Genomic DNA, 17,654 nt, shown 5'->3' on the forward strand with positions numbered 1-17,654 from the left:
CACACGCCCCAAAAATCGCCGGGGCACCATAGCAACATCGTCCGTTGAAGGAACCCACACCAAAGCCGCATAGCCCCACATGACTTTTTCCTTCTTCTTACAAATTTTTCACCCTATCCACTCAACGTCTAAGCTTCAGACAAGCAAGACGAAAATACTTGGCCGGATAGAAGATTATGGGCGCACTGTGGCAATCGGAACCAAGCAGAACGGAAGCACCCGAGATACCTCCGGCCGAGACGCCACAACCCAAGTCCCCCCGTCAGCGTCGGCTATGGTGGCGGCTGATCATCCTCATCCTGCTGGTGGCGCTGGTTGCCATCGGTGTTGCCGCGTATGACGAATTCCGTACCTCTGAACTGCAATCGCGCGAGTTCAGCAAACTGGCCAGTACACTGACCTATTCGCTGCAACCCGGTCCCAGCGATGCCATCATCTACCCCGGTGACGGGCCGTTCGACAAACGCCTGGGCTATAGCGCCCTGGGTGAATTCCTGCCACGCCTGCTCAAGCGCGACTACCTCATCAGCGAACAGGTGAAGTTCTCACCCGCATTGATGAACTACGTCGATCATGGGCTGTTCGCCCCCTATATCGAGAAAATCCAGGCCGGCCTGTCGATCACCGACTGCCGCGGCGACACGCTGTACCAGTACAACTACCCCCAGCACCTGTACCCGGACTTTGCAGCGATCCCTCCCGTGATGGTCAACAGCTTGCTGTTCATCGAAAACCGCGACCTGCTGGATACCCAGGACCCACGTAACAACCCGGCAGTGGACTGGCCACGCTTTGCCAAGGCCGCCTACAGCCAGGTCGCCAAGTACCTGGCCCTGCCCGGCCAGTCTGCCGGCGGCAGCACCCTGGCCACACAGCTGGAGAAATATCGCCACTCACCCGACGGCCTGACGGTGTCGGGCGCAGAGAAAATACGGCAGATGATTTCTGCCAGCGTGCGTGCCTACCAAGGCGGTCCCGACACCACCGAGGCACGCCAGCGCATCGTGCGTGACTACCTCAACAGCGTACCGCTGTCGGCTGTGCCTGGGCATGGTGAGGTACATGGCATGGCCGAGGGCCTGCGGGTGTGGTACGGCGCCGACTTCGACCAGGTCAACCAGGCCCTGAACGCCACCGCCACCGACCCCCAGAGCATGGCCGCACGCGGCCTGGCCCTGCGCCAGGTGCTGTCGCTGATGATTGCCCAACGCCGCCCCTCGCATTACTTGTCCAAGGGCCGGGTCGAGCTGGCCGAACTGACCGACGCGCACATCCGCGTGCTCGCCGCCAACAAGGTCATCGATCAGCCACTGGCCGATGCCGCGCTGGCCAGCAAGGCGGTGTACCGCGACTGGGTCGCGCAGCCGACCATCGTACCGATCATTACCAACAAGGGCATCAGCCTGGCGCGCAACCGCCTGTCGGCCATGCTCAATCGCCCGCTGTACGACCTCGACCGCCTCGACCTGTCAGCCACCAGTACCTTGCAGGCCGACCTGCAGCTGCAGATCAGCCAGTACCTGAAAAACCTTGCCGACCCGGAGTTTGCCGCACAGATCGGCCTGATCGGCGAGCGGCTGCTCACTGCCAAGACCACCGACCAGGTGAGCTACAGCTTCACCTTGTTCGAACGCACCGCCGATGGCTCGCGGGTCCGGGTGCAGACCGACAGCACCAACCAGCCCTTCGACATCAACGAAGGCAGCAAGCTGGAGCTGGGCTCAACCGCCAAGCTGCGGGTACTGACCACCTACCTTGAAATTATCGCCGAGCTGCACGACAAGTACGCCGGCAAACCTGCCGCCGAGCTGAAGAAGGTCGAAGTGGCCGAACTCGACCGCATCACGCAATGGTCGCTGGAATGGCTGGCGCTGAACAGCAAGAACCAGAGCCTTGACGCCATGCTCGACGCCGCGCTCGAGCGCAAGTATTCGGCCAACACCGGTGAAGCGTTTTTCACCGGTGGCGGGATGCATGTGTTCAACAACTTCCGCAAGGAAGACAACAACCGCAACCCGACACTCAAGGATGCACTGCGCGAGTCGATCAACCTGCCGTTCATCCGGCTGATGCGCGACCTGGTGCGCTACGTGACTTACCAGCAGCCGTACAACCGCGTGCCGCTGCTCAAGGACGATGCCGACCCGCGCCGCCAGGAGTACCTTGCGCGCTTTGCCGACAAGGAAGGCACCAACTACCTGATGCGCTTCTGGAAGAAGTACCAGCGTAAAACCTCGCAACAACGCCTGGACACCTTCCTCGACAGCATGCGCGTGACCCCACAGCGGTTGGCGGCGGTACACCGCTACCTGTTCCCCGAGGCAAGCCAGGAAACCTTCAACGCGTTCGTGCGTGCCCACCTCAAGGGTGACAAGGTCGTGCTGGGCAAACTGACCGATGGCCGTCTGTCCGAGATGTACGTAGCTTACGGCCCCGGCAAGTACGACCTGCCCGACCAGGGTTACATCGCCAAGGTCCACCCGCTGGACCTGTGGCTGCTTGGCTACCTGCTGAAGAACCCGAGCTCGACACTGACCGAGATGATCAACGCCAGTCGTTTCGAACGCCAGGAGGTATACGGCTGGCTGTTCAAGAGCCGCCACCAGGGCGCCCGTGACAGCCGCATCCGCACCATGGTCGAAATCGAAGCCTTCCTCGATATCCACCAACGCTGGAAACGCGTGGGCTATCCATTCGACCACCTGGTGCCCTCATTGGCCACCGCCATCGGCAGCTCCGGCGACCGCCCCGCTGCCCTCTCCGAACTGGTCGGGATCATCCAGAACGACGGTGTTCGCCTGCCTACCCTGCGCATCGACACCCTGCATTTCGCAGCCAACACACCCTACGAGACCAAGTTGATCACAGACCCTGACCGGGGCGTGCGAATTCTGCCAGTCGAAGTGGCGCGTGCACTCAAAGGCGCCATGTCGCAAGTGGTCGATGCAGGTACCGCGCGGCGTATTTCCGGCAGTTTCAAGCTGCAGGACGGCACGCCGCTGGTGATGGGCGGCAAGACCGGTACCGGCGACAACCGAATCGAGAGCTTTGGCGCCGGCGGCCGGCTGATCGGCTCGCGCTCGCTGAACCGCACCGCCACCTTCGTGTTCTTCCTTGGCGACAACCATTTCGGCACGCTGACCGCCTTCGTGCCGGGTCGCACGGCAGAAGCGTTCAAATTTACCTCGGCGCTGCCGGTGCAGGTGCTCAAGGGCATGGCACCGATCCTCATGCCTTACCTGCAGCCGGGCAATCCGAATGAGTGCAAGCCGCCACAGGTTGCCCTGCACACACCGTCACCGGCAGGGAACACATCGACGCAGTAGATGATAATCATCAGCATTGAAGGGCTTGTCTTTAGATATATCTTGAGTAATATCTTACGATATATCGCAAACGACGGAGCCCTATCCCTATGCGCGAACATCCCCCTCATGATCCCTTCGAGCGGCGCCCCGCCCGTGGCGAGCGCGGCCCGCGTGTCTTCGCCCCGGGTGACCTCAAGCTGCTGATGCTGGATTTGCTGGCCGAGCAGCCCGGCCACGGTTACGACCTGATCCGCCAGATCGAAAATCTGTTCGACGGCAGCTACAGCCCAAGCCCTGGGGTGATCTACCCCACGCTGAACTTCCTTGAAGAGGCCGAACTGATCAGCGGCCAGGTACAAGGCAGCAAACGCCTGTATGCCATCACCGATGCCGGCCGCAGCGCCTTGGCGGATCAGGCAGTGGCCCTGGATGGCGTGCGCATGCGCATCGAGGTCAGCAAACGCGCCCTGCGCGGCCACGACCGCCCACCAGAGATTCATGAAGCGGTCGGCAACCTGCGCCATGCACTGCACATGCACAGCGGCCGCTGGACAGTGGAAGAAATCGAACGGGTCCGTGACCTGCTCAACCATACCGCCAAGGCCATCGCCTCCGGGCCCACCGAACCTTTCAGGGAGACGCCCCATGAGTGACACCATTCACCGCGTAAACCACGAGATCCGCCAGCGCCGTCTGCAGGTGCTGCGGGTCACCGAGCTGACCCCGCGCATGCGCCGGATCACCCTGGGGGGTGCCGAGCTGCAAGGCTTTACCAGCATGGGCAGCGACGACCATATCAAGCTGCTGTTCGCCGAAACGCCGGAGCAACAACAGGCCATCGAGGCCCGTAATCTGGGCAAGGACGGTGGCGCGCGGCCCACCATGCGCGAGTACACACCACGGCGCATCGACCTGGTGGCACATGAGCTGGACATCGACTTCGTGCTGCACGGCGACGGCCCTGCCTCTACCTGGGCCGCGCAAGCCGCGCCTGGGCAAACCCTGGACATCGCAGGGCCACGGGCCTCGCTGGTGGTGCCGGATATTTTCGACGCCTACCTGCTGATCGGTGATGAAACTGCCATCCCGGCCATTGGCCGTCGGCTGGAGGAGTTGCCAGCGGGCCGCCAGGTGCTGGCAGTGATCCAGATCGAAGACGAGCACGAGCGCCAGCCGCTGCCAAGCAAAGCGCAGGTGGAAGTGATCTGGGTACGTCGCCAAGGGGAAGACTTGTTGGAGCTGGTGCGTAACCTGAGCTTGCCGCAAGGCCAGCTGTATGCCTGGGTGGCGCTGGAAAAAGCCCTGACTCGCCAGGCCAAGGCGTTGTTGCTGGAGAAAGGGGTGCCGGAAGATGCGCTAAAGGCTGCAGCCTACTGGCGGGCCAACGGGACTGCGGACGACGAGTGATCGTGATTGCCTGATCTGCCGTCTTCGCCGGTGCCACGCAAAGCGCAGCCTGCTTCGCGGTTTAAACCATTTGATAAGACCAAGCGGTTCAGCCCCAAGCACCTCAGAAAAGCTCGACCGCCAACAGCCTATCTACAGGGGGCCGCGCCACGTTGTTGCTTACCAACGAAGGTCTCGCTGCCCCGCCAGGGCCTGCGGTCCAAGCCATTGAGCCCCACGCAACAATGGCGTCAACTGCGCTTCAGGCTGCAGCTGGAACACCACCTGCACCTGGCGTCCTGGCAGGTCGGCATCCACGGTCAGTTGATGTTGCCCTTGCTGCGCCAACTGCCCGCGCAGGTGCCAGCCACTGCGGCAATCCATTTCCAGCCAGCCGTGCCCAAGGCCCAGGGACCAAGGGTCGCTGAGGGCTAGGTCGGTTACGATCACGCGGCCTTCACTGGCCTGGCATTGGCGCCCTGCCCCCTGCATCCTCAACACACCCTGCCACTGGCCGGCCAGGCGGTAATCCGTCGAGACCGTCGCCAAAGCCCCCTTGGCTGATGCCTCCAGCCGCCAATGCCAAGGCCAGCCTTCTGCACGCAACTGCCAGGCCTGGCCCTGGAACCCCACTTGCGCATTAGCCTGCAAGCGCCAGGGCTGCAGCGTCCAGCGCAAAGGCCCGACCGGCCCCCATTGTTGTGCCTGCCCTTGCCAGAGGCTTCCACCAACATCGCGTACCGGCAGGCCGAACGCACGCACCACCCAATTGGCCGGAAGCTCGATAAACAGCGTGAGCACGAATACCAATAGCACCCAGGCCATTGCTGAACTGCGGCTCATGGCTGCACCACCAGGTCGAATCGCAAAGCCTTGCCCTGCTGCTCCAGCCCCCATTGCAACGGCAATGCGCCTTCTGCACGCAGGCTCTGCACCCAGCCTTGCAGCATGCGCTCATCGGCCACCTGCCCACGCAGTTGCCAGGCCTTGCCTTGCGTATCGACTTCAATCAGTTCGACCCCACGGGCCTGGGCCGACTGACGTAGCCGCTCCAGGTTCAAACCGGGCCCGCCTTGGAGGCTGGCCGCCTGTTCGGCCAGCACACGCCACTGGCCAAGCACGCGCCATTGCGCAATGCCTTCGCGCAGGGCCAGGAAGGCCAGCAGCAGGGCGATCAGTCCCCAGGCGAACGTGATGCGATGACGCTGCAGCCAGTCACGGTTCATGAGGCTGCTCCCAGGTCGAAGATCACTTGGCCATCTTGAACCTGCACTGTGGCGCCAGCGGCAGCCGCCATATCAGGCCATGGCGGCGCACTGCCCTCGCCCTCCAGGCGCAGGTGCCAACGCTGACCATCGAAGCGCACCGCTTGCAGGCGCAAGCCGGGGTTGTCACGCAGCCAGGTCTGCAAGCGAGCCTGCAGGTCGTCGAGCTGACGTGTACGCAGTTGCTGCTGCAGTACGCTCTCGCGCAGGCGCTTGAGGGCCTGTGCCGCGTGCCAAGGGCTGGCCTGCTCGCCGGTCACGGCAATGACCTGGCTACGCCAGAGTTGTGCCTGACGCCATTGCTGGCTCAACCACAGGCCACCCCAAACGGTAGCCAGCACCAGGCAAGCTGCCAGCAGCCGCTGCTGCTGGCGGGAGGCGGCCGGCAACGAGCGCACCTTGCGGGCGCGATCGAACAGGCCGGGCAGTGTGTCGAGCGGCGCAAATACGGTTGGCCAATTGCCGCTCAGCAACGTCTTGTGCAGCCCTGCCCACGGTGGCTGCGGCACGCCACCCAAGGCATCAGGCCACGCCAGCCAGTGCTCCTGTCCATCTTCGGCCAAGCCTTTGTAGAGCGACATGCCGGGGGTGCGTTGCCATTGCCAGGCGCATCCTGGCTCGGGTGGTGGCAGCAGCTGCAGCTCCGCCCAGCAACGTACCGTCTGCAAGCCCCATTCGGCGCATTGGCCACGCCAGTCATCCAGCTGCTGACGCGCCACTACCAGCAGACGAAGGTACCCCGGTTCACGGGCCAGGCAAGCACAGGCCACCTCATGCGGGGCCTGCAGCAAGCGATCCTCAAGCAGCAAAGGCCATTCTTCGCGCTTGAGCCCGGGCGGGGCCGGCACGCGAAAATGGCTGCACGCCTCGGCAGGCAGAATCAGCGCAACATGGGCCTGCGGGTTGGCCGGTGGCTCGCCCTGCCCCTCGCTTTGCAAAATACCGTCCTGAACCAGTGCCCAGTGCCAGACAGCACCCGGGCGCAGCAGCAGCCACGCCTGGGCCGGCGCACGCCGTCGCCATTCAAGTTTCATGAGCGCCCCCATGGAAGGGCGAAGGTGCAGACATAGGGGGCTCCATCACGCAGCAGTTCCAGACGCACACCACGACCTGGGTGCACCGGTTGGTCAGAAGGCCAGGCCAGCCAGCGGCCGCCCTGGTAGTACAGAACGTTCATGCCGCTGACCTGGTCGAGTCGTTCGCGCTGTACCCAGCGCGGGGCGCCAGCGGCGTACAGGTCCGCCGAGCTTTCCAGCAGCAGGCGTTGCTCGCGGGCCTCGAACCGCAGGCGCTGGCGTTGCAGGCGCGAGCCACCTTCGGCTGCCGGCAGGCCGGTGCTGGCGACCCACAGCAACTGGTTGCTGGCGGGCTGCCAGTCCAGCCAACGGCTGGCCAGCGGCAGACGCTGGTCGTAGACACGGCGCAGCACCGGGCTGTCGAAGCGCCGCTCCAGGGCCAGGCAAAAGTCCAGCACCGAGGTTTGCCGAGTGGTGTCCTGCAGGCGTTCGCGCACCTTCAGCCAGCCATTGACCAGCGCGGCGAGCATGATGCCAAGCACGGCAGTCAGGGCCAGGGCGACCATCAGTTCGATCAGGGTCAGGCCGGTTTGGCGGTGTTTCATGGGCGCTCCAGAAACACGGTGTACTGGCCCAGTGGCAGGCGCTGGTCGCGGTCGGCGAACAATTGCAGTTCGCCACGGCGCAGGTCTCGCACGCCGGTGCGGCGCAGTTGCAGTTGCCAGTGACACCGCTGGCCACCTTGGCCGAGCTCGCCGGCTACCTGGTTTTCGGCGGGCCAGTACTGCTCGACGGCAAAGCGGGCTTGCAGCTCACGCGCGCACAACAGGCCAAGGCGGTGCTGTTGCAGGTTGTCCTGCACTGCCAGCCGCTGGCGCAGTACCTGGCTGGTGATCACCGCCAGCACGGCAGCGATTGCCAGGGCTACGGTCACCTCCAGCAGAGTGAAACCACGCTGTGCTTGCTTCATGGCACTAACCACATGCCATCAGTGCGGCTCCAGGCCCATTGCTGACTGCCATCGGCCCAGCGCCAGCGCACGCTACCCGCCTGCGCCCAGCCATGCGGCGTGAACAGTACGCGCGGTTGCGGGCTGGCCGGCCAGTCCGGGTGCAGGCCCTTGGGCCAGTCGCCGAGCGGGACCGCTTCGACCACCCAGGCATTGCCCTCGCGGCGGACGAACTCCGGTCGCTGGCCATTCCAGCGCAACCCGCGCAGTTGCCCCGCATGCCGGGCCAGTGCGGCCTGGCCGCGGACCTCGACCGCCAGCCGTTGCAGGGCCTGCTCGACACTGGCCTGGCCGTTGCCAAGGCCGGCCACCGCCAGCCCGGTCATCAGCCCGGCGATAGCCAACACCACCAGCAGCTCGATCAGGCTGAAGCCACGCTGACCGCGCACCGGTTACAGCGCCCAGTTACCCAGGTCGGCATCCTGGCCTTCGCCGCCCGGCAGGCCATCGGCGCCCAGCGAGTACACATCGACCCGGCCATGTTCACCGGGCATGCGGTACTGATAAGGGGTGCCCCACGGGTCTTCCGGCAGGCGACGCACGTAGCCATCACTGCGCCAGGCCCGAGGCAGCGGCTCCTGAGCCGGCTTTTTCACCAGCGCGGCCAGGCCCTGTTCGTTGCTGGGGAAGCGCAGGTTGTCCAGGCGATACATGTCCAGCGCCTGCTCCAGGGTGGCCAGGTCGGCCATCACCTTCTGCTTCATGGCCTTGTCCTGGTTGCCCAGCACGCTGGGCGCTACCACGGCAATCAGCAGGCCGATGATAAAGATCACCACCATGATTTCCATGAGGGTGAAACCGCGTTGGCGGTTACGTCGATGCTGCATGGCAATACTCCTCGTCGTCACAATTGCAGGCCCTGGTTGAGTTGCATGATCGGCAGCAGCACCGCCAGCACGATGAACAGCACGACGGCGCCCATCACCAGGATCATCAGGGGTTCGAACAGCGCCATGGCGGTATCGACCTGGCGGGCAAAGCCGCGCTCCTGGTCGTCGGCCACGCGCTCGAGCATGTCCGCCAGGGTGCCGCTGGCCTCGCCGCTGCCAACCATGTTCACCAGCAGCGGCGGGAATTGCTGGCTGGCATCCAGCGCACGGTGCAGGCTGGTGCCGCCCTGCACGTGTTGGCGCACCTGCTCCATGGCCAGGCGGATACGCCGGTTGCCGATGGTTTCGGTGGCCACTTGCAAGGCTTCGAGCAGGGCCACGCCACTGCCAGTGAGAATCGCCAGGCTGCGCGCCAGACGCGCGCTTTCCAGCACCTGCAGCAGGTTGCCAATACGCGGCAGGCGCAGCAGCAGCTGGTCGCGACGCAGGCACCAGTGCGGTTTGCGCAACAACCAGCCAGCCAGCCCCCCGAGCAACAGCGCCACCCCTAACAACCAGGGCCCGGCGTGCACCAGCCCCTGGCTCAGGCCGATCAGCAACGAGGTGATCAGCGGCAGGCTTTGCCCGGCATGGGCGAATTGCTCGGTGAGTTTGGGCACGACGAACGTCATCAGGCCAATCACCACGGCCAGCGACACACCCATCAGCACAGCGGGGTAGATCAGCGCTGTGCGGGCCTTGTGTTGCTGGCGTTGCACCTGCTCCAGGTGGTCGGCCAAGCGGGTCAGCACCTGGGCCAGGTGCCCGGAACGTTCGCCGGCCTCGACCAGCGCGCAGTACAAGCCAGTGAACGGTGCGCCCTGCCGGGCCAGGCTGCGGGCCAGGCCCAGGCCTTCGGCGAGTGAGCCGCGCAAGGCCACCAGCACACTGTGCAGGGCAGGCTGACGCAGTTGCCGTTCAAGGGTGGCAAGGGCATCGACCAAGGGAATGCCGGCCCCGGTCAAGGTGGCCAGCTGACGGGTCAGCTCACACAGCTGGGCGCGGCTCAGGCGCTGGCGTCGGGGTTGTCGGCTGCCGGCGTCATGACGCTGCAACTGGCGGGCGAACAGGCCCTGCTCGCGCAACAGCTGGCGGGCGTGGCGTTCACTGTCAGCCTGCAGGCTGGCCTTGTGCGATTTGCCGGCGAGGTCAACGGCCTGGTAGCGATAGGTCGGCATGCCTTAGCCCTGCACCACGCGCAGCACTTCGGCCAGGCTGGTCTCACCGCGAGCCAGGCAATCGCTGGCCATCGCCACCAGGCTTTGGCGCCGGTCAGCCAGATAGTCCTGCATGGCCAGCTCACTGGCGCCGTCGTACAACAGGCCGATGAGCCCAGCGTCCAGCTCGATGAATTCGTACAACCCCAGTCGCCCGATATAACCGCTGCCCTGGCACTGCTCGCAACCCACGGCGTGATAAGAGCAGCCCAACGCCGCAAGCTCAGGCCATAGCTCGCGCTCGGCAGCCTGTAGCGGGTGCGCCACGGCACAGCTGCACAAACGCCGCACCAGGCGCTGGGCCAGGACGCCGCGCAGGCACGAGGCGATCAGGAAGGGCTCGATGCCCATGTCGCGCAGGCGGGTCACTGCGCCTACCGCATTGTTGGTGTGCAAGGTCGACAGCACCAGGTGGCCGGTGAGGCTGGCCTGCACGGCGATCTGCGCAGTCTCCTGATCGCGGATTTCGCCGAGCATGATCACGTCAGGGTCCTGACGCAGGATGGCGCGCAGGCCACTGGCAAACGTCAGCCCGGCACGCGGGTTGATGGCGGTTTGGCCAATGCCGGCGATGGCGTACTCCACCGGGTCCTCGACGGTGAGGATGTTGCGGCTGCCATCGTTGAGGCTGTTCAGGCTGGCGTACAAGGTCGTGGTCTTGCCCGAACCGGTCGGCCCGGTGGACAGCACAATGCCGTTGGGCCGCGCCAGGCAACTGCGCAGGCCCTGCAATACCGCTGCCGGCATGCCCAGGTTATCCAGCGCCAGCAGGCTGGCCTGCTTGTCGAGCACGCGCATCACCACCCGCTCGCCGTGGATGCCGGGCAAGGTCGAGACTCGTACGTCCACTTCGCGCCCCGCCGCGCGCAAGGTGATGCGGCCGTCCTGGGGCTGACGCTTTTCCGCAATGTCCAGGCGGGCCATGACCTTGATCCGTGATACCAGCATGGCCGACAACGCACGTGGAGGACGCAGCACCTCACGCAGGTGGCCATCGACCCGCAGACGCACCACCAGGCTCTGCTCGAAGGTCTCGATATGGATATCCGAGGCGCGCAGCCGCAGCGCCTGGCCGAACAGGCCGTTGATCAGGCGGATCACCGGGGCTTCGTCGTCGCTTTCAAGCAGGTCTTCGATGCGCGGCATCTCGCTCATCAGGCTATCCAGGTCGACCTGGTCGCCGATGCCTTCGATCAACGCTTCGGTGGCGGCATCGCCGGCCTGGTACAGCTGGCCAAGGCGCTCGTCGAACAGCGCAGGTTCCAGGTATTCGAGCAGGCTTGGCTGGCCATGCACACGCAGCAACTCCTGCAACTGGGCATTGTCGGCGTCGGGCCGCAGCCATAGCTGCCAGCCCTGCTCTGCCGGGGCCATGGCCACTCCGCTCTGCCGTGCCTGGCGATAGGGCAGCATCACCAGTCACCGCCTTCCAGGCGTGCGCGGCTGGCGGGGAATACCTGCAGCAGCCGCGTGCCCTCTGCAAGGTCCGGCAACTGCAGCGGTGTGGTCTGCTGCAAGGTGCGGTACTTGTCTTCACTGAGGCCCGCCAGGCTCGGCCCGTCGCGCAGGATACGCGGGCGGATGAACACCATCAGGTTCTGCTTGGTATTGCGGGTGGCATCGGAGCGGAACAACCGGCCAAGATAAGGAATGTCGCCGAGCAGTGGCACACGCTGGTCGCTGGTACTCAACTCGTCGCTGATCAGCCCGCCAAGTATCACCAGGCCGTTGTCCTCGACCATGACCTTGGTCTTGATCTCGCGCTTGTTGGTGATCACGTCGCTGGCCGAGCTGGTGTCGGCAATCGACGACACCTCCTGGACGATGTCCAGGCGCACGCTGTTGTCGATATTGATCTGCGGCTTGATGCGCAGCTTCACCCCGACTTCCTTGCGCTCGATGGTCTGGTACGGGTTGGCGTTGTTCTGCGTCACGGAGCCGGTGACGAAGGGCACCTCCTGGCCGACCAAAATCGACGCTTCGGCGTTGTCCAGGGTCAGCAAGGTGGGCGTGGACAGCAGGTTGAAGCCGCTCTTGCCCTTCAGCGCGTTGACCAGCATGGCGAAGTTGAAGCCACCGCCGAAATGGCCGATGCCCGCCGTGGCACCGGTGGTGGTGGACAACAGATCGCCCAGGGCCTCGTTGTCGCCACTGGCGGCGGCGCCGGCGATGCTGGCGATATTCACCCCGTTACTGCCGAAGTTGACGATACCGGCGCCGAACTTCTCGTCGGCGAACAGCCACTGCACGCCCAGCTCCTGGGCGCTGCTGTCGGACACCTCGGCGATGATCGCTTCGACCACCACCTGGGCACGGCGAATATCCAGTTGCTCGACAATGGCCCGGTACGCCGCCAGCTCGCTGTCGGGGCCGACCATGACCACGGCATTGGTACCTTCTTCGTATTCCAGGCGGATGCCCGAGCCACCGGCGGCTGGCACCACCGGCCGGTCCTTGCCCTCTGCCTCACCCGCGCCTTCAACCGGCACCGCCCCTTCCTGGCTGAGCCCTCGCAGCACCTTGACCACTTCGCCGGCATTGGCATGGCGCAAGTAGATCACCTGGGTGCTGCCGCTGCCCGGTACCTCTTGAGGGCGGTCGAGCTGGCGCAGCAGGCTGGCGATGCGTTCGAGGTTGCTGCGCCAGTCAGTCACCACCAACTGGTGCGCCGCCGGGTACGGTGTAATAACCCCAACTCGCGGGTCGATCAGCGGTTTGAGGATGCCCAGTACCTGTTCGCTGGCGGCGTTGCGCACGCTGAATACGCGGGTGGCCACGCTGTCGCTGCCCTCGCCTTGCTGCCCGCCCGCCTCCACTGGCACCGGCTCCAGGCGCGCGGCCTGGTCGGGCACGATTTTCACGCTGCCGTTGGGCAGGTCGACGGTGGCATAGCCCTGGGCGCGCAGTTGGGCCAGGAAGATGTCGTAGATGGCGTCGGCGTCGTGCAGGTCGACGGTGCGCACGGTGACCTTGCCCTTGACCCGGGGGTCGACGATGAAGGTGGTGCCGGTGATGCGCGACACGCTGTCGATGAACTCGCCGAGTTCGGTATCGACGAAATTCACTTCGTACATCGGCGTACCGTTGTCATCGAACACCGGCTCTTGGGCATAGGCCATGGACAAGGCCAGGCTCAGCGCAGCCGCCATGCAGTATCTAACAGGCATCGTTCATCCTTGCCGCTTGAAGCCGGTCACGGCGGGGCGTGGCGGCCAGGGCAGGCGCTCACGCCGCCCCTGGTTGTTGAAAATCAGGCCATCGCTGTCGATGTCCTGCAGCACGATCCCTGGCGCCAGGCGCTGACCGCGGGCCAGGGTGCGCACTTGCTCGCCGTAGCGCAGCACCACCACACTGGCGGCCAATGGCTGGGCCTTGAGGCCGCCGAGGTATTGCAGCGGCAGACGAGTGATGGTGATGGCGCCGTCGTCGGGCGGCGCCTGCCAGTGACCAACCATCAGCCCGGGCAGCGGGCTGTCGGCCACCGCAGGCGCCGTGGCCGGGTGTGGCTGCCGGCTCAACTGCAGCACACACTGCGCAGAAAGCCAGCCGGCCAGGGTCAGGCCAGCACCGGTGAGCAGACGCGAGGTGAGCATCACGAGGCCAATTGCCGTGGGTGCCAGCCTGGGTGCCCCTGCACGTAACGCACTTCGGGCAGTTGCAGCGGCGCCAGTTGCCAATCCTCAGGCTGGCGGGCGAGCCAGGCCTCGACCCGCTGCCACAGTGGCTCGCCGGCCTGGCTTTCGAACTGCAGGCCAAAGGTGCGGCACAGGCCCTGCACCGGCTCCAACCCCGTGATGCGCTTGCCTTGCGGGCTGTAGCTGACGCTCCAGGCCTGGCCCTGCCAGCGCGGCAGGTCCTGGCTGTTGTCCAGCAACAGCGGGTCACCGAACAATTGCTCAGCGGCGTTTTCCAGCACTTGCTCAACCTGCCGGGCCAGTGCCTCGACCACTGGCGCGGGGTAGCCTCCGGTAAGGCTGATCAGATGTTCGCGGGTAATGGCCGCCCCCGCTGCCAGCGGGTAGTCATAACGCAAGCCCGGCAGCAACACGGGCATGCTGCTATCGTCGGCCAAGGCTTGATGCAGCAGGCAGTCCCAGCTACCGCCACGGGTATCGCGGCGCCACAAGGCCTGGGGCGCGCGGGCCAGCGGCTGGTCGAGCCAGGCCGCGTGGCCGGCCCGTTGCTGGCGCAGTTGCGCCTGCAATTGCGCGACACGCAGCTGCGCGGCAGGCGCCAGTTGCTGTTCAAAGGCCGGGAAAAAACGCCCGTCGAACTGCCACTGGCCGGCCACACGCTGGCAGCGCAGGCGGAAGGCACCGCTGCCCCGGCAGCCGGCAAACAGCACCGGCACGCGCCGACCGCTGGCCTGGGTGGCCTCGACCGGTGCGGGCCACAGGTCCTGACCACGGGCGCACAACAGCACGTCGATTTGCGGCACCCGTTCAGCCAGCCACAGGCCGGGGCCCGTGCCTGCATCGGCCATGGCCACCACAAGGTCAGCCTCGTGCCGGGCTTGTTCGAATACCGGCAGCAGAGACCGGTACCACTGTTTGAGTGAGGCTTTCTGGTCCTGGGCGTACGGGTCGGTCACGCCAACCACTGCAATACGGGCACCGCCGCGCTCGAAAACGTGCAGGGCTTGCACACCCAGTGCCTGGCGTTGTGCGTCAGCCAGCCCGGCGCCGAGGGTAATGGCGCTGGCCTGGCGATACAGGCCCGTGCTGCGTTGTGGCCACAGCACACGCTCGTCGCTGCTGACCCGCGCTTCGATGCCCAGCAGCTGGCTGCCTTGCACGCCACTTTCGCCCTGGGTCAGGTAGGCCAGGCCACTGCCATTCCAGCCCTGGCCGTTTTCCAGGGTCAGGCTGTTGCCCGCACCGGCCTCGCCACGCAGTTGTTCCAGCAACGCCGCGAGCACCGCATAACCGCCCAGCTGGGCTGTCGTTGCCTGGCGGGCATCGAGCAGCGGCGCCAGTTGCGGGTAGGCGATACTGGCGCTGCGGCCGGTCATCCAGGGCGCACGGCCCAAGTGGCTGACCGGCCCCAACCGGGTAGCCGGTACCACCGCCTGGCCAGGTTGGCGGGCATCGAGGGTATCGGCCACGTACAGCAAGTCGAGCTGGGCATTGCCGCCCTGCTGCCCTGGGAAGGCTGTGCAGGCGCCGAGCAGCGGTGCCAAGGCACCGATACCCATCCAGCCGATCACTTCGCGCCTGTGCACACTGCTCGCCATCGCATCCGCCATCCTTAACCACGTCCATTCAGGGACCCGGATGTTGCGGCGTTGGCATTACAGTTTGATGGCAGAAATCCGACAGCAATTCCAATTCGATCTTTAGAAGAGCAATCCAAGAACCGGAAGTTTTAAAAGCTCGTTAACATTTCTGCCAAGGAATCATCACACTTGCGCCTTACAGTCGCGGTTTCTTCCAACTCAGCCAACATAAGGACAACCTGATGAGTCGAGATACCGGCGACAACCTGGACCGGAACCAAAGCGGCAACCTGCCGATGGCCAACGTCATGGACGCCTACCTGAGCCGCCGCAGCGTGATGCGCGGCAGCCTGGGCGCCGCTATCGCCATGATTGCCGGTACCGGCCTGACAGGCTGCTTCGACGGTGGTGGTTCCGATCACGATGATCCGGTCACCGAGCCACCGGTGACCGAACCGCCAGTCACCGAGCCGGAAGTGCCGAAACTGGCACTGGGCTTCCAGTCCATCCCAGGCTCGCGCACCGACGCCTGTGTAGTCGCCGCCGGCTACAGCGCCTACGTGCTGGCGCCCTGGGGTACGCCACTGAACAGCAACGGCAACCCGTGGAAGTCCGACGGCAGCAACACCTCGACCGACCAGGCCAACGCCATGGGCATGCACCACGATGGCATGCACTTCTTCCCCATCAACGGCAGCTCGGAAGACGGCCTGCTGGCAATCAATTTCGAGTACATCGACACTGCCGCCCTGCACCCGGCCGGCCCCACTACCGATGTCAACGGCAAGCGCCCGGTTGAAGAAGTGCGCAAGGAAATCAACGCTCACGGTGCTGGCGTTGTACGCCTGCAGAAGATCAACGGCCGTTGGCAAGTGGTCGACAACGACCCGCTGAACCGTCGCTTCACCACTGCTTCACGCATGGAGATCACCGGCCCGCTGCGTGGCACCGACCACGTCAAGACCAAATACTCCACTGCTGGCACCCACTGCCGTGGCACCAACAACAACTGCGGCAACGGCTATACCCCGTGGGGCACCTACCTGACCTGCGAAGAGAACTGGCCGGGCATTTTCGTCAACAAGGGCACCCGCCCCGAGGACCAGCGCCGCATTGGCGTGGGCACCTCCAGCGGCCAGTACAAGTGGGAAAGCGCTGCCGGTGACGCCAGCGAAGTGGACGACGAATTCGCCCGCTTCGACGTTACCGTCAAAGGCGCCAGCGCCACCGACGACTATCGCAACGAAGCCAGCACCTACGGCTACATCGTCGAGATCGACCCGTACAACAGCAGCACCCTGGCCACCAAACGCACCGCGCTGGGCCGCTTCCGCCACGAGGGCTGCGCCCCCGGCCTGCCCGTTGCCGGCAAGCCGCTGGTGTGGTACATGGGTGACGACTCGAACAACGAGTACCTGTACAAGTGGGTGTCCACCGCCGTGTGGGACCCCGCCGACGCCACCCCGGCCGACCGCCTGGCCACCGGCGCCAAGTACCTCGACCAAGGCAAGCTCTACGTGGCCCGCTTCAATGCCGACGGCACCGGTGTATGGCTGCTGCTGGACGTGGCCACCGCCACCACCGCCGGCAGCACCCTGGGTGCGCTGTATGGTGACCTGCCGGGCATCATCCTCAACACCCGTGGTGCCGGCGATGCCGTGGGCGCAACGCCGATGGACCGCCCGGAGTGGACCACGGTCAACCCGCTGAACGGCGACGTATACCTGACCCTGACCAACAACAGTGCACGCACCCCGGACAAGGTCGATGCAGCGAACCCACGCGGCCCGAACCGCCACGGCCACATCATTCGCTGGCACGAAAGCGACGACCAGCTGAGCTTTACCTGGGACATCTTCGTGTTCGGCGCCAACGCTGCCGGCACCGCCGACATCAACCGCTCCGGCCTGACCGAACTGAACCAGTTCGCCAGCCCCGACGGCATGAGCTTCGATAGCCGCGGCGTGCTGTGGTTCGAGACCGACAACGGCGAAACCACGTTGACCGACTACACCAACGACCAGCTGCTGGCGGTGATCCCTACTGACCTGGTGGATGCCAGCGGCAAGCAGGTGCCGGTGAACGCACAGAACCAGGTGGACCTGCGGCGCTTCTTTGTCGGGCCAAATGGTTGCGAGGTGACCGGGATTACCTTTACCCCGGACAACAAGACGCTGTTCGTCAACATTCAACACCCGGACAACTGGCCGTATACCGACAAGGCAACCGATGCAACGCCGGCTGGGGCTACTGTACGGCCGCGGGCTTCGACGGTGGTGATCCAGCGTATTGATGGTGGGGAGATCGGGACCGTTTGATCCCGTGCCGGTCAGCCAACTTTTGCTGGCTGTACCGGCCTCTTCGCGGGC

At 65.0% G+C, this 17,654-nt stretch carries 16 protein-coding genes; 4 read left to right on the forward strand and 12 right to left on the reverse strand.

Features of this window, described 5'->3' with window-relative positions; translation table 11 throughout:
• Positions 1-176 precede the first annotated feature (176 nt).
• From ACF8O8_RS01545 to ACF8O8_RS01555, 3 genes are all read left to right on the forward strand, one after another.
• On the forward strand, positions 177-3,326 hold the full coding sequence (locus ACF8O8_RS01545; protein WP_392509147.1) for a transglycosylase domain-containing protein: 3,150 nt from the start codon (positions 177-179) through the stop codon (positions 3,324-3,326).
• Positions 3,327-3,415: 89 nt separating this feature from the next.
• A complete protein-coding gene (locus ACF8O8_RS01550; RefSeq protein ID WP_003254989.1) occupies positions 3,416-3,961 on the forward strand; it encodes a PadR family transcriptional regulator in 546 nt (181 codons plus the stop codon).
• The gene (locus ACF8O8_RS01555; protein WP_392509148.1) at positions 3,954-4,715 is read left to right on the forward strand and encodes a siderophore-interacting protein; all 762 of its coding nucleotides are present in this window, start codon (positions 3,954-3,956) and stop codon (positions 4,713-4,715) included. The genes ACF8O8_RS01550 and ACF8O8_RS01555 overlap by 8 nt, the downstream gene beginning before the upstream one ends.
• 159 nt (positions 4,716-4,874) lie before the next feature.
• Here the strand turns inward: ACF8O8_RS01555 and ACF8O8_RS01560 are convergent, their stop codons facing one another.
• The 12 genes from ACF8O8_RS01560 to ACF8O8_RS01615 are packed head-to-tail and all read right to left on the reverse strand — an operon-like array spanning position 4,875 to position 15,303.
• Positions 4,875-5,537: a hypothetical protein gene (locus ACF8O8_RS01560; RefSeq protein ID WP_392509149.1), complete on the reverse strand. Its 663-nt coding sequence runs from the start codon at positions 5,535-5,537 to the stop codon at positions 4,875-4,877.
• Positions 5,534-5,920, reverse strand: coding sequence for a type II secretion system protein GspM (gspM, locus tag ACF8O8_RS01565; protein WP_010952229.1), 387 nt, complete (start codon positions 5,918-5,920; stop codon positions 5,534-5,536). Before gspM ends, ACF8O8_RS01560 begins: the two co-directional genes overlap by 4 nt.
• On the reverse strand, positions 5,917-6,993 hold the full coding sequence (locus ACF8O8_RS01570) for a type II secretion system protein GspL (protein WP_392509150.1): 1,077 nt from the start codon (positions 6,991-6,993) through the stop codon (positions 5,917-5,919). The genes gspM and ACF8O8_RS01570 overlap by 4 nt, the downstream gene beginning before the upstream one ends.
• Positions 6,990-7,580, reverse strand: coding sequence for a type II secretion system protein (locus ACF8O8_RS01575; RefSeq protein ID WP_392509151.1), 591 nt, complete (start codon positions 7,578-7,580; stop codon positions 6,990-6,992). Before ACF8O8_RS01575 ends, ACF8O8_RS01570 begins: the two co-directional genes overlap by 4 nt.
• Complete coding sequence (locus ACF8O8_RS01580) at positions 7,577-7,945, reverse strand: type II secretion system protein GspI (RefSeq protein WP_003254995.1); 369 nt, start codon at positions 7,943-7,945, stop codon at positions 7,577-7,579. Before ACF8O8_RS01580 ends, ACF8O8_RS01575 begins: the two co-directional genes overlap by 4 nt.
• Positions 7,942-8,373: a type II secretion system minor pseudopilin GspH gene (gene gspH / locus ACF8O8_RS01585; RefSeq protein ID WP_060489318.1), complete on the reverse strand. Its 432-nt coding sequence runs from the start codon at positions 8,371-8,373 to the stop codon at positions 7,942-7,944. The genes ACF8O8_RS01580 and gspH overlap by 4 nt, the downstream gene beginning before the upstream one ends.
• Positions 8,374-8,376: 3 nt before the next feature.
• On the reverse strand, positions 8,377-8,811 hold the full coding sequence (gene gspG / locus ACF8O8_RS01590; RefSeq protein WP_003254997.1) for a type II secretion system major pseudopilin GspG: 435 nt from the start codon (positions 8,809-8,811) through the stop codon (positions 8,377-8,379).
• Positions 8,812-8,828: 17 nt separating this feature from the next.
• Positions 8,829-10,031 carry a type II secretion system inner membrane protein GspF gene (gene gspF, locus ACF8O8_RS01595; protein WP_392509152.1) on the reverse strand — a complete coding sequence of 401 codons (1,203 nt, stop codon included), beginning with the start codon at positions 10,029-10,031 and terminating at the stop codon, positions 8,829-8,831.
• A gap of 3 nt (positions 10,032-10,034) precedes the next feature.
• Positions 10,035-11,483, reverse strand: coding sequence for a GspE/PulE family protein (locus tag ACF8O8_RS01600; RefSeq protein WP_049588498.1), 1,449 nt, complete (start codon positions 11,481-11,483; stop codon positions 10,035-10,037).
• Entirely contained in the window at positions 11,483-13,219 is a 1,737-nt protein-coding gene (gene gspD, locus ACF8O8_RS01605) for a type II secretion system secretin GspD (RefSeq protein WP_049588495.1), read from the reverse strand. Before gspD ends, ACF8O8_RS01600 begins: the two co-directional genes overlap by 1 nt.
• A gap of 21 nt (positions 13,220-13,240) precedes the next feature.
• Positions 13,241-13,663, reverse strand: a complete 423-nt coding sequence (locus tag ACF8O8_RS01610; protein WP_049588493.1) for a pilus assembly protein PilZ — start codon at positions 13,661-13,663, stop codon at positions 13,241-13,243.
• Positions 13,663-15,303 (reverse strand): lipoprotein UxpA, encoded by a 1,641-nt coding sequence (locus ACF8O8_RS01615; protein WP_392509153.1) that lies wholly within the window; start codon positions 15,301-15,303, stop codon positions 13,663-13,665. The genes ACF8O8_RS01610 and ACF8O8_RS01615 overlap by 1 nt, the downstream gene beginning before the upstream one ends.
• Before the next feature lie 224 nt (positions 15,304-15,527).
• On the opposite strand from ACF8O8_RS01615, the gene ACF8O8_RS01620 reads away from it, so the two are divergent.
• The gene (locus ACF8O8_RS01620; protein WP_392509154.1) at positions 15,528-17,603 is read left to right on the forward strand and encodes a PhoX family protein; all 2,076 of its coding nucleotides are present in this window, start codon (positions 15,528-15,530) and stop codon (positions 17,601-17,603) included.
• The last annotated feature ends 51 nt before the right edge of the window (positions 17,604-17,654 follow it).

This window comes from Pseudomonas sp. TYF_14 (assembly GCF_043105275.1).
Classification (GTDB): Bacteria; Pseudomonadota; Gammaproteobacteria; order Pseudomonadales; family Pseudomonadaceae; genus Aquipseudomonas; species Aquipseudomonas alloputida.

What these genes read in the sequence shown, in the direction of transcription:
- gspG (WP_003254997.1), bottom strand. Translation starts at nt 8,811, where the DNA reads ATGCAGCATCGACGTAACCGCCAACGCGGTTTCACCCTCATGGAAATC.
- gspF (WP_392509152.1), bottom strand. Translation starts at nt 10,031, where the DNA reads ATGCCGACCTATCGCTACCAGGCCGTTGACCTCGCCGGCAAATCGCAC.
- ACF8O8_RS01550 (WP_003254989.1), top strand. Translation starts at nt 3,416, where the DNA reads ATGCGCGAACATCCCCCTCATGATCCCTTCGAGCGGCGCCCCGCCCGT.
- ACF8O8_RS01600 (WP_049588498.1), bottom strand. Translation starts at nt 11,483, where the DNA reads ATGCTGCCCTATCGCCAGGCACGGCAGAGCGGAGTGGCCATGGCCCCG.
- ACF8O8_RS01610 (WP_049588493.1), bottom strand. Translation starts at nt 13,663, where the DNA reads ATGCTCACCTCGCGTCTGCTCACCGGTGCTGGCCTGACCCTGGCCGGC.
- gspM (WP_010952229.1), bottom strand. Translation starts at nt 5,920, where the DNA reads ATGAACCGTGACTGGCTGCAGCGTCATCGCATCACGTTCGCCTGGGGA.
- ACF8O8_RS01545 (WP_392509147.1), top strand. Translation starts at nt 177, where the DNA reads ATGGGCGCACTGTGGCAATCGGAACCAAGCAGAACGGAAGCACCCGAG.
- gspD (WP_049588495.1), bottom strand. Translation starts at nt 13,219, where the DNA reads ATGGCGGCTGCGCTGAGCCTGGCCTTGTCCATGGCCTATGCCCAAGAG.
- ACF8O8_RS01575 (WP_392509151.1), bottom strand. Translation starts at nt 7,580, where the DNA reads ATGAAACACCGCCAAACCGGCCTGACCCTGATCGAACTGATGGTCGCC.
- ACF8O8_RS01560 (WP_392509149.1), bottom strand. Translation starts at nt 5,537, where the DNA reads ATGAGCCGCAGTTCAGCAATGGCCTGGGTGCTATTGGTATTCGTGCTC.
- ACF8O8_RS01615 (WP_392509153.1), bottom strand. Translation starts at nt 15,303, where the DNA reads ATGGCGAGCAGTGTGCACAGGCGCGAAGTGATCGGCTGGATGGGTATC.
- ACF8O8_RS01555 (WP_392509148.1), top strand. Translation starts at nt 3,954, where the DNA reads ATGAGTGACACCATTCACCGCGTAAACCACGAGATCCGCCAGCGCCGT.
- ACF8O8_RS01620 (WP_392509154.1), top strand. Translation starts at nt 15,528, where the DNA reads ATGAGTCGAGATACCGGCGACAACCTGGACCGGAACCAAAGCGGCAAC.
- ACF8O8_RS01580 (WP_003254995.1), bottom strand. Translation starts at nt 7,945, where the DNA reads ATGAAGCAAGCACAGCGTGGTTTCACTCTGCTGGAGGTGACCGTAGCC.
- ACF8O8_RS01570 (WP_392509150.1), bottom strand. Translation starts at nt 6,993, where the DNA reads ATGAAACTTGAATGGCGACGGCGTGCGCCGGCCCAGGCGTGGCTGCTG.